Source organism: Streptomyces beijiangensis (genome assembly GCF_017315755.1).
GTDB lineage: Bacteria > Actinomycetota > Actinomycetes > Streptomycetales > Streptomycetaceae > Streptomyces > Streptomyces beijiangensis.
This window is the reverse complement of sequence record NZ_JAFLRJ010000656.1, coordinates 750-1,777: the sequence shown is the minus strand read 5'-3', so window position 1 is coordinate 1,777 and position 1,028 is coordinate 750. Positions and strand designations below refer to the sequence as shown.

The window sequence follows — 1,028 nt, the reverse complement described above, 5'->3', positions numbered from 1 at the left end:
CCGCGCGGGCTCGGCCTGCGGCACCACGCCCGGCAGGCTGAGGAACGCGTGCGGCGCTCCGGGGTACTCGGTGAGCTGCGTGGGGGTCCCGGCGGCGCGCAGGCGTTCGGCGTAGCTGCGGCCGTGATCGGCAATCGCATCGGCGGTCGGTACGACGACGAGCGCCGGGGCCAGCCCGCTCAACTCGTCTGCGTACAGCGGGGAGAGGGCGCGGGAGTCGGTCCCGGGCGGCACGGCGAGCCGCTGGAAGTAGCGCAGCAGGGGCTCGGCGGGGGTCGGGGCGTGCCCGTACTCGGCCATCGAGGCGTAGTCGAACATCGTCCCGGTGACGTCGACAGCGGGGTTGACCAGCACCTGCGCCCTGAGCCGCAGGCCGGTCTCGCGGGCCCGGATCGCCGCCAGCGCGCCGATCAACCCGCCGCAGCTCTCGCCGAATACGGCGATCCGCGACGGATCGACGCCCCACTGCGATGCATGCCGCACCACGTGCCGGAGCACGTCCCAGCCGTCGTCGGCGGCGGCCGACAGGGGGCTGTCCGGGGCGAGGAGGCGATGCTCCACCGAGACGACCACGGCGGGCAGTTGGGCGGCGACATGGCTGGTGACCCAGTCGCACTGCACGGCCGTGCCGACGAACCCGCCGCCGTGCACGTGGACGACGAGGGGCAGGTCCGTGCGCTCGCCGGAGGCCGGCCGGTACACCCGTACCGGAAGCTCACGTCCGGGCAGGGCCACGGTCTGCCACTGGATCGTGGACCCGGGGTCCGGCTCTCCGGTGAACGCCCGCGCCGTGCCGGACGCCCGGAAGGCGTTCTCCGCTTCGCGGTAGGCGACCAGTTCCTCGTCGGTGATCGTCTGCCAGTCGGGCTCGGACGGTCGCATCACAACAGTGTTCTCGCTCATGACTTCTCCTTCGTCCAGTGGTCCAGAGAGTTTCGCGACTTCAGGTATCGATACCTAAGGTAGCGAAAACGAGTACCGTAGGGAAATGACTTCGAGCACATCCGCCAGACCGCCCGGTCGCCCGC

Annotated in this window: 1 protein-coding gene; it reads right to left on the bottom strand. The window is 71.4% G+C overall.

Annotated elements, in window-relative coordinates:
• Positions 1–903 (bottom strand): alpha/beta hydrolase (locus tag J0695_RS37990; protein WP_206969387.1); only part of this gene is annotated, 903 nt, incomplete at its 3' end.
• Between the last annotated feature and the right edge of the window lie 125 nt (positions 904–1,028).